The organism is Conexibacter stalactiti (assembly GCF_033542075.1).
In the GTDB taxonomy this organism is placed as follows: domain Bacteria; phylum Actinomycetota; class Thermoleophilia; order Solirubrobacterales; family Solirubrobacteraceae; genus Conexibacter; species Conexibacter stalactiti.
The window spans coordinates 1-8181 of record NZ_JAWSTH010000166.1 but is presented as its reverse complement, the minus strand read 5'-3'; the positions used below and the strand labels follow the sequence as shown (position 1 = coordinate 8181).

The following is an 8181-nucleotide window of genomic DNA, read 5'->3' as shown; positions in this document are numbered from 1 at the left end:
CCGCCGCCAGCAGCGGGGCGACGGGGGCGGCGGCGCGGGCGGCGCGCAGGACGCGCTCGGCCTCGTCACGGACGCCGCGCTTCGCCTGCCAGCTCGCCAGCTCGGCCTCGGCGCGTGCGAACCGTTCGCGCCGCTCCGACAGCTCGCCCGCGGCGGCGAGCGCGCGGTCGGCCTCGGCTCGGGCGCTGCGGGCGCCCACAGCCGCCTCCTGCGCGGTCACCGCGTTCGCCTGCGCGCCGACGCTCAGGCCACCGGCCCACTCGCGCACCGACGCTGGATCGACCTCCCAGTCGGCCGGCGGCTCCTCGCCGGAGGCCTGCGCGAGCCGCGCCACGACGTCGCGGACCGCCCCGAGCTGACCGTGCAGCTCGGCGCGCGCGGCTCTCGCGCGATCTCTCAACCACCATTCGACCTGGGCGAACCGCTCGGTCCCGAACAGCCGTTCCAACAGCTTCCAGCGCTCGTCGCTGCCGGCCCGCAGGAAGGATGCGAACTCGCCCTGCGGCAGCAGCACGACCTGACAGAACTGGTCGCAGGTCATCCCAAGCGGGTCGGCCAGCTCAGCTCTCGCCTCGTCGGGGCGGGCGGCGACCGTCGTCCAGTCGCCGTCGCGCAGCTCCTGCACGGTGCAGGCGTGGCCCTCCTCGGTGATGCCGTCGCCGCGCACCTTCGGCCGCTCCTGCTTCGGCCGCCGGACGATTCTGAAGCGGCGGTCGCGCAGCGTCACCTCCAGCTCGACCTCGGTGCGGAGGTCGTCGGCGGCGTGATCGGAGCGCAGGCGCGCCTCGCGCGCGCGGGCGCCCGGCACCTCGCCGTAGAGGGCGAAGCAGACCGCGTCGAGCAGCGTCGTCTTGCCGGCGCCGGTGTCGCCGCGCAGGAGGAACAGCCCGGCGCCGCTGAGCGCGTCGAAGTCGACCTCCTCGGACCCGGCGAACGCCTGGAAGGCGGTCACGCGGAGGCGGTGCAGGCGCATGGCCTCAGCCTAGCTGGGAGTCAGGCGACGGCTTCGGCGACCCGACGCGCTGTCAGCGCGTCGCGCAGCAGCGTCAGCTCGTCGTCGTCGGCGTCGCTGCCGCGCACGTCGGCGACGAAGCGGCGCAGCAGCTCGTCGTCGTCCAGCCCGCGCAGGCGCTGGTAGGAGTCGCCGGGCGCGCCCGCCTGATCGCCCTGCGGGTCGAACGCGAGCACGACCGCGTGCGGGAAGCGCGCCCGCAGCCGCTCCATCGCGTCGCTCGGGCGCACCGGATCGGTCAGCGTCGCCTGCACCCAGGCGCCCTCGCGGTCGCGCAGGCGCGGGTCGGCGAGCAGCTCGTCGAGCGTGCCGCGCAGCGTCGCGAGCGGGCGGGGGATCGGGGTCGGGAGCAGTTCGACGCTCGTCGCGCCGGAGCCACCCGAGGCACCACCCGGCACCTCCACCACCGCGACCGACTTTCTCTGCGTCGCCTCGCTGAAGGAGAAGGCCAGCGGCGAGCCGGCGTAGCGGCCCGCGCCGCCGCCGACGACCTGCGGCCCGTGCAGGTGGCCGAGCGCGACGTAGTCGGCGCCGGCGAAGACTCCGGGCGGCACGTGCGCGGCGCCGCCGACGGCAAGGTCGCGCTCGCTCTCGGAGCCGGCCGCCCCCGCGACGAAGGCGTGCGCCATCACGATCACGGGCGCCCCGGCCGCGCCGCGCCGCGCGACGTCGGCGCGCACGCGTGCCATCGCCGCCTCGGTCACCGCCGCGTGGGAGCGCTCCTCGACGCCGAGCGGCTCGCGCACGAGGTCGGGCTCGAGGTAGGGCAGGGGGTAGACGAGCGCGCCGCCGACCTCCACCGCCGCGCCGATCCGGGCCGGATCGGTCGCGACGTGGACGCGCGCGCGTGTCAGCAGCTCGGCGCCGAAGCCGAGCCGCGCGGCCGAGTCGTGGTTGCCGGAGATGACGACGACCGGGGCGACCTCGGCCAGCCGCGCCAGCGCCTCGGAGGCCAGCCGCACCGCGTCGACCGGCGGCAGCGCGCGGTCGTAGAGGTCGCCCGCGAGCAGGATCCCGTCGACCTCCGCCTCGCGCGCGGCCGCGACGACGAAGTCGACGAAGGCGGCCTGCTCGCGGAGCAGGTCCTCGCCGTGGAAGGCGCGGCCGAGGTGCCAGTCGGCGGTGTGGAGGAAGCGGGCCATCGCACCCCCACGATGAACCCCGCGCCGGATGGAACCGAACCGCGCCCGGCGCGACCCGTCATGCTGGTTGCCAGCGTCTCACGATCTGGAAAGGACTCCGATGGGATCAACCTCCCGCGCCGCCCGCCGAGGCGCGCTCATGACCGGCGTAGCCGCGCTCGCCGTCGCCGCGGCGGCGCCCGCCGCCGGCGCGCAGGACCTGTTCGTCCAGCAGGCCGCCGGTGGCACGCTGAACGGCGCCACGCTCGTGCTCAGAGGCGTCGCGCCGCGCATCACGAGCTTCGCCGATCGCCCGCAGCGATCGGCCGGCACCGAGTCGCTCGCCGCCTTCGTGAAGCGCTGGCCGGCGAGCTTCAGAGGCGACCCGCCGAACGCGGCGCTGGAGATCGACGGCGCACCGGCCGGCCGCGACGTCGCGATCGTCGAGCTGCGCAAGCCGCGCTATGACGCGAAGGCGCGCACGCTCACGTTCGCGGTCAGACGGCTCGGCGCCAGAGCTGTCGCGAAGGGCGGCCTCGCCCGCTTCGGGAACCGCGCGGACAGCGGCGGCAAGGGAACCACGAGATTCGGCCGCGCCACGCTCTTCGTCGATCCCGGCGCCGACACCGAGTTCGGCCTGCTCACCTTCCAGGCGCCGGCCGCCTCCGCGATCTCGATCACGCTCGACAACGGGACCTTCGCGCCGACTTACGGCAACGGCCTCTTCATCACGAACCTCAACACGCCGGCGCTGCAGGGGACGCCGAGCAACCCGTACTCGACGACCTCGGTCGCCTCCGCGCGCGTGCAGCCGAGAGGGATCAGCTTCACGACCTCAAACGGCGGGGCGGGGCTGACGCTCGACGTGATCATCGGCATCGAGCTGCCGGCCGGCGGCGGCCCGCTCACCGGCACGGCGACCGTCCCCGGCGGCGGCAGGCTGCAGATCGGCTGGGACAGCGGCAACCTGCAGACGCTCTCCAACGGTGCGTTCACGCTGCAGCCGCCGAGCTGAGCGGCGCGAGGACGACGACGGGCGGCGCTGCCGAGGATCGCCCCGGCCGCGCCGCCCGCTCGTCGGCACGCCCCGCCCGGGCGCTATCTCACCAGTCTCGTCACGTAGGTCGAGACCGCTCTGATCTCCTCCGGGCTGAGCTGGTCGCCGAACGCCGGCATGCCGCCGCCGCCCTCCGCGACCTGTCTCTCGACCGCTCTCAGGTTCGCCGCCGACGGGATCGTCGTCAGGTCGGGGCCGCCGTTGCCGCCGGCGCCGTCGGCGCCGTGGCAGGTCGAGCAGTTGTCGGAGAAGAGCTGCGCGCCGTCGACGACCGCGGTCGCCTCGCCGCCCTCGTCGCTCTCGGTCGTTCTGTCCTCGTCACCGGTCGCCTCGACGGTCGTTCTCTCGGTCTCGACCGTGCCGGCCTCACCGGCATGCTCGATCGCTCTGCCGGCCGCGCCGGGCGCGACGGGGCCGATGCTGCCGTCGAGCGAGAAGAGCCACAGCGAGTCGCCGTGCGAGGTGCCCGCGAGCGAGTTGCCGGCGGCGTAGAACGCGATCATCTGTCTGCCTCTGTGCTCGAAGATCGCGGGGGTCGAATTGGCGCCGGCGCCGGTCTGGAATCTCCACAGCAGCTCGCCGGTCGAGGCGTTGAAGGCCTGCAGCTCACCGCTGTTGCGGCCGACGAAGACGAGGTTGCCGGCGGTCGAGGTCGTGCCCGAGTAGCAGGCGTCGTTTCTGCCGGTGAATCTTCTCGTCCAGGCGATCTCGCCGGTCGTCACGTCCTGCGCGACGAGCAGGCCCGGGTAGGTGCCGAAGCCCTGCAAGGTGAAGACGGACGAGAGGTACTGTCTGCCGACGACCGGTCTCGTCGGCCCCTCGGTGAGGTAGCCGGCGAAGGTGTCAGCCGCGCATATGTAGACCATGTTGGTCGTGCGGTTGAAGCTCGACGGCGGCCAGTTGGTCCCGCCGCTGGGACCGGGCTTGATCACCTTCGGGATGTTCGTGTACGGCTCGTACATCTCTCTGGCGACCTCGACGCGGACCTTTCTTCTGCCTCTCATCTGCGCGTTGAGGATCCCCTGGATGATCGCGACCTGGTCGCTGGTGATCTCGTGCGGGACGAACGGCGGCGTGTCCGGGAACGGCTGCGTGTCGGCCGTCTCCTGGATCGTCTTGTCCTGCATCACCGGTCTGTCGGTGATGCCGTGGATCGGTCTGCCGGTCTCGCGGTCGAGCATGTACAGCCAGCCGGTCTTGGCCGGCTCGGAGAGGCCCTTGACCTCTCTGCCGTCGATCTCGGCGTCCCACAGCACGACCGGGCTCGGCATGTCGTAGTCCCAGATGTCGTGCCGGACCGCCTGGAAGTCCCAGATCAGCTCGCCCGTCTCGGGGTTGAGCGCGACGATCGAGGCGCCGTAGAGGTTGTCGCCTCTGCGGTTCTTGCCGTTGAGGTCCGGCGCGACGTTGCCGGTCGAGAGGTAGAGCATGTTCAGCTCGGGGTCGACGGCCGGCGTCTGCCAGATCGGCGCGCCGCCCGTTCTCCACGAGTCGTTGTCGGGCCAGCTGTCGCTGCCTCTCTCGCCAGGCTCCGGGATCGTGTACCAGCGCCAGTCGAGTCTGCCGGTTCTGGCGTCGAGCGCGGTCAGGTAGCCGCGGATGCCGTACTCGCCGCCGGAGACGCCGGTGTAGACGCGGCCGTCGTAGTACAGCGGGGCGTTCGTGAGCGTCTCGCCCTCTCTCCACTCGCCGACCTGGAACTCCCAGTTCTTCTGGCCGGTCTGCTGGTCGAGCGCGACCATTCTGCCGTCGAGCTGAGCGACGTAGACCTGCCCGTCGCCGACCGCGACGCCGCGGCTGGTCCAGCCGCAGCAGATCGTGTCGATGTTCTGCGGGATGCCCGACTCGTACTTCCACAGCCGTCTGCCGTCCTCGACGCTGTTGGCGAAGACGTCGTTGTTGCCGGTGACGGTGTAGATGACGCCGTCGTAGACGATCGGCGTCGCCTCGCCGGAGAACTTGGCGGCGGTGCCCGATCTGTCGAAGCGGGCCTCCCACTCACCTCTCAGCTGCGCGACGTTTCTGTCGGTGATCTGCGTGAGCGGCGAGTAGCGCTGGTTGTAGGTGGAGCCGCCATTGGTGAGCCAGTTCTCGCGCGGGAGGGCGGTCAGCTCGCCTCTGGAGAAGGCCGGGGCCGGGTTGATCTGGTCGGCGACGCCGGCGTTCTGCGCGGCCGTCTCCGGACTGGTGTCAGCTGGTCTCTCAGCCGCCGTCACGGTGACGGTCGTCGTCTTGTCGTGACCGGTGAAGTGCCCTATCAGGTACCCCGCCAGGATCGAGACGCCGAAACCAATCGCGACCGCGGTTGCGACCACGATGCCCCAGAAGGCGCCACTGCCGCCGTCATTGCCCATCGCTCGACTCCGTTCCTCACGTCCGCCGCCCATCTCACGGCGCTCCACAGCGGCCTACCCGCAAGCGGGCTTGTGACAGACGGCGCTTGTGAGATCAGGCGCGTCGGCGCTCGAGCGTGGTCGTCAGCGCGCGCGAGGTCCGCGCGCTGCGCGATGCTGCCGCGCATGAGCGGCTCCGACGACGGCTGGGCAGGGCTCGCGTTCACCCCGCCGTGGCGCCACTACCAGCGCATGGCGCTGGCGGCCTTCGACGCCGATCTGGCGGCGCGGCGGCGGGCGACCCACATCGTCGCGCCGCCCGGCTCCGGCAAGACGGTGATCGGCCTGGAGATCGCGCGGCGCCTCGGCAGACCGGCGCTGGTGCTGTGCCCGACGACGGCGATCCAGCAGCAGTGGGGCAGCGCGCTGGGGCTGTTCGGGGGCGCGGAAGCCCCGCTTCTCACCCACACCTACCAGGCGATCTGTCAGACGGCCGACCCCGGCGGAGCGCTGGAGGCGGCGGCGCTGGAGCGGCTCGCGGCCGAGCGGGCGCGCGACACCGCGATCGGCGTCGAGGCCGCGCGCGCGGAGCTGGACGGCTACGAAGGCGCCGCGCGCAGACGCCTGACGCGCGACGTAGCGACCGTCACGGCGACGCTGAAGCGCGAGATCGCCCGCGGTGAGCACCTCGACCTGGCTGCGCATGACCTGCTCGGCCCCGGCGCCGCCGCCCGCCTCGCCGAGCTGCAGGCGCGCGGCGTCCGCACCGTGCTGCTCGACGAGTGCCACCACCTCGTCTCGACCTGGGGCTACCTCGTGCGGGCAGTGATCGCCGCGCTCGGCGACGACGTCCACGTCGTCGGGCTGACCGCGACCAGCCCGCTCGACCTCAGCGGCGAGGAGGCCGCGCTCTACGACGACCTGCTCGGCGAGGTCGACTTCGAGATCCCGACGCCGGCGGTCGTGAAGGAGGGCTATCTGGCGCCGTATCAGGAGCTGGCGCTGTTCACGACGCCGCTCGCGTCCGAACGCGAATGGCTGCAGCAGCACCACGCCCGCTTCCAGGCGCTGCTCGACCGCCTGCACGACCCCGCGCCGCCCGGCAGCGCCGAGGAGGAGCTGTCGTTCGGCGCCTGGGTGATCGCGCGAATCCGCTATCGGGACGCGGAGGCGGGCGAATCCTCGAGCTTCTCCTTCGCCGCGTTCGCCAAGCGCCAGCCGCGGCTGGCGCGGGCCGGGCTGCGCTATCTCGGCAGCGCCGGGCTGGAGCTGCCGCCGGACGCCCCGCGCGGCGAGCTGACCTCGGCGCCGCCGGAGCTCGACGACTGGCTGGCGCTGCTCGACGACTGGGCGCTGCGCTGCCTGCGCGCCCACCCCGGCGAGGCGGCCGAGCGGCTGTGGGAGCAGCTCGCCGGCGGGCTCGCCGACATCGGCTTCACGCTCACCCGCCGCGGGATCCGCCCCGGCCGCGACGACCTCGACCGCGTGCTCGTCAACTCCTCGGCGAAGACGCTGCTGGTCGCCGACGCGCTCGACGCCGAGCATGCCGTCCGCGGCGCCGGGCTGCGCGCGGTCGTCCTGTGCGACAGCGAGCGCCCGGCGCGCGCTCCGGAAGAGACGGCGCTGACGCTCGGCGGCGGGCTCGCGCTGCTGAGCGCGCTCGCGGCTGACGATCGCACCGCGCTGCTGCACCCGCTGCTGGTGACCGGCACGACGGTCGCATGCGCGCCGGCCGACGCGGAGGGGTGGCTGGCGGCGCTGGCGGCGGAGCTGCCGCCGGAGGTCGCGGCGACGTTGCGGGTCGAGCCGCTCGGTGGCGACGCTCCGCTCGCCCGCCTCACCGCCGACCACGCCGGCTGGAGCACCGCGACGTACGTCCCGGCCGTGACGCGGGCCTTCGCGGGAGACGGGCCGCACGCGGCCGGCCGGGTCCTGATCGGCACGCGCGCGCTGCTCGGCGAAGGGTGGGACTGCCCGCCGGTCAACGTGCTCGTCGACTGCACCGCGGTCGCCGCGTCGGTCTCGGTGCGGCAGATGCGCGGGCGGTCGCTGCGGCTCGACCCCGGCGATGACGGCAAGATCAGCTCGAACTGGGACGTCGTCTGCGTCGCGCCGGAGCTGGAGCGCGGCGCGGCCGACTATCACCGCTTCGTCCGCCGCCACTCACACCTGCACGCGCCGTGCGAGGACGGCTCGATCGAGTCCGGCGTCTCGCACGTCCACCCGCAGCTGTCACCGTACGCGCCGCCGCCGGAGGAGCAGTTCACGGCGCTCAACCTGGCCGCACTCGACCGCGCCGCCGACCTCGACAGCGCGCGTGAGCGCTGGCAGATCGGCGCACCGTACCGCGGCGAGGAGCTGCCGGTGCTGCTGGTGGGGGCGGCGAGGGAGCGTCCCGGCTCCGGCACCGCCGCGCCCGGCACCAGCGCGCACGGCGCGGCCGCCGCGTCCGGCACCAGCGCGCCCGGCACCCTGACGATCGACCCCGCGCCCGACCCCGCCCGCCCACTTCCCGCCACCGGTCGCCTCCCGGGCCTCGCCGCCGTCGCGGCATCGCTCGTCGCGCTCGCGGCCGCGGCGGCCGGGAGCGCGAGCGCGGCGGTTGCGGCGGCGACCGTCGGCGACGTGGCGCTGGCGCTCGCGCTGTGGCAGGCGGCA

Annotated in this window: 5 protein-coding genes; 2 read left to right on the top strand and 3 right to left on the bottom strand. The window is 73.7% G+C overall.

Translation table 11 applies throughout. From position 1 onward, the window contains the following. Both R7226_RS30315 and R7226_RS30310 read right to left on the bottom strand, forming a co-directional pair. Positions 1-973: SMC family ATPase (locus R7226_RS30315; RefSeq protein WP_318601248.1), on the bottom strand; the 973-nt coding region annotated here is incomplete at its 3' end. A gap of 20 nt (positions 974-993) precedes the next feature. Continuing rightward, positions 994-2154, bottom strand: coding sequence for an exonuclease SbcCD subunit D (locus R7226_RS30310; RefSeq protein ID WP_318601247.1), 1161 nt, complete (start codon positions 2152-2154; stop codon positions 994-996). A 139-nt stretch (positions 2155-2293) separates the two neighbouring features. Here R7226_RS30310 and R7226_RS30305 point away from each other — a divergent pair, with 139 nt between their 5' ends. Further along, a complete protein-coding gene (locus R7226_RS30305) occupies positions 2294-3148 on the top strand; it encodes a hypothetical protein (RefSeq protein WP_318601246.1) in 855 nt (284 codons plus the stop codon). 83 nt (positions 3149-3231) lie between these two features. Here the strand turns inward: R7226_RS30305 and R7226_RS30300 are convergent, their stop codons facing one another. Beyond that, positions 3232-5544 carry an outer membrane protein assembly factor BamB family protein gene (locus tag R7226_RS30300; protein WP_318601245.1) on the bottom strand — a complete coding sequence of 771 codons (2313 nt, stop codon included), beginning with the start codon at positions 5542-5544 and terminating at the stop codon, positions 3232-3234. A 165-nt stretch (positions 5545-5709) separates the two neighbouring features. On the opposite strand from R7226_RS30300, the gene R7226_RS30295 reads away from it, so the two are divergent. Next, on the top strand, positions 5710-8181 hold a 2472-nt coding region (locus tag R7226_RS30295), incomplete at its 3' end, for a DEAD/DEAH box helicase family protein (RefSeq protein WP_318601244.1).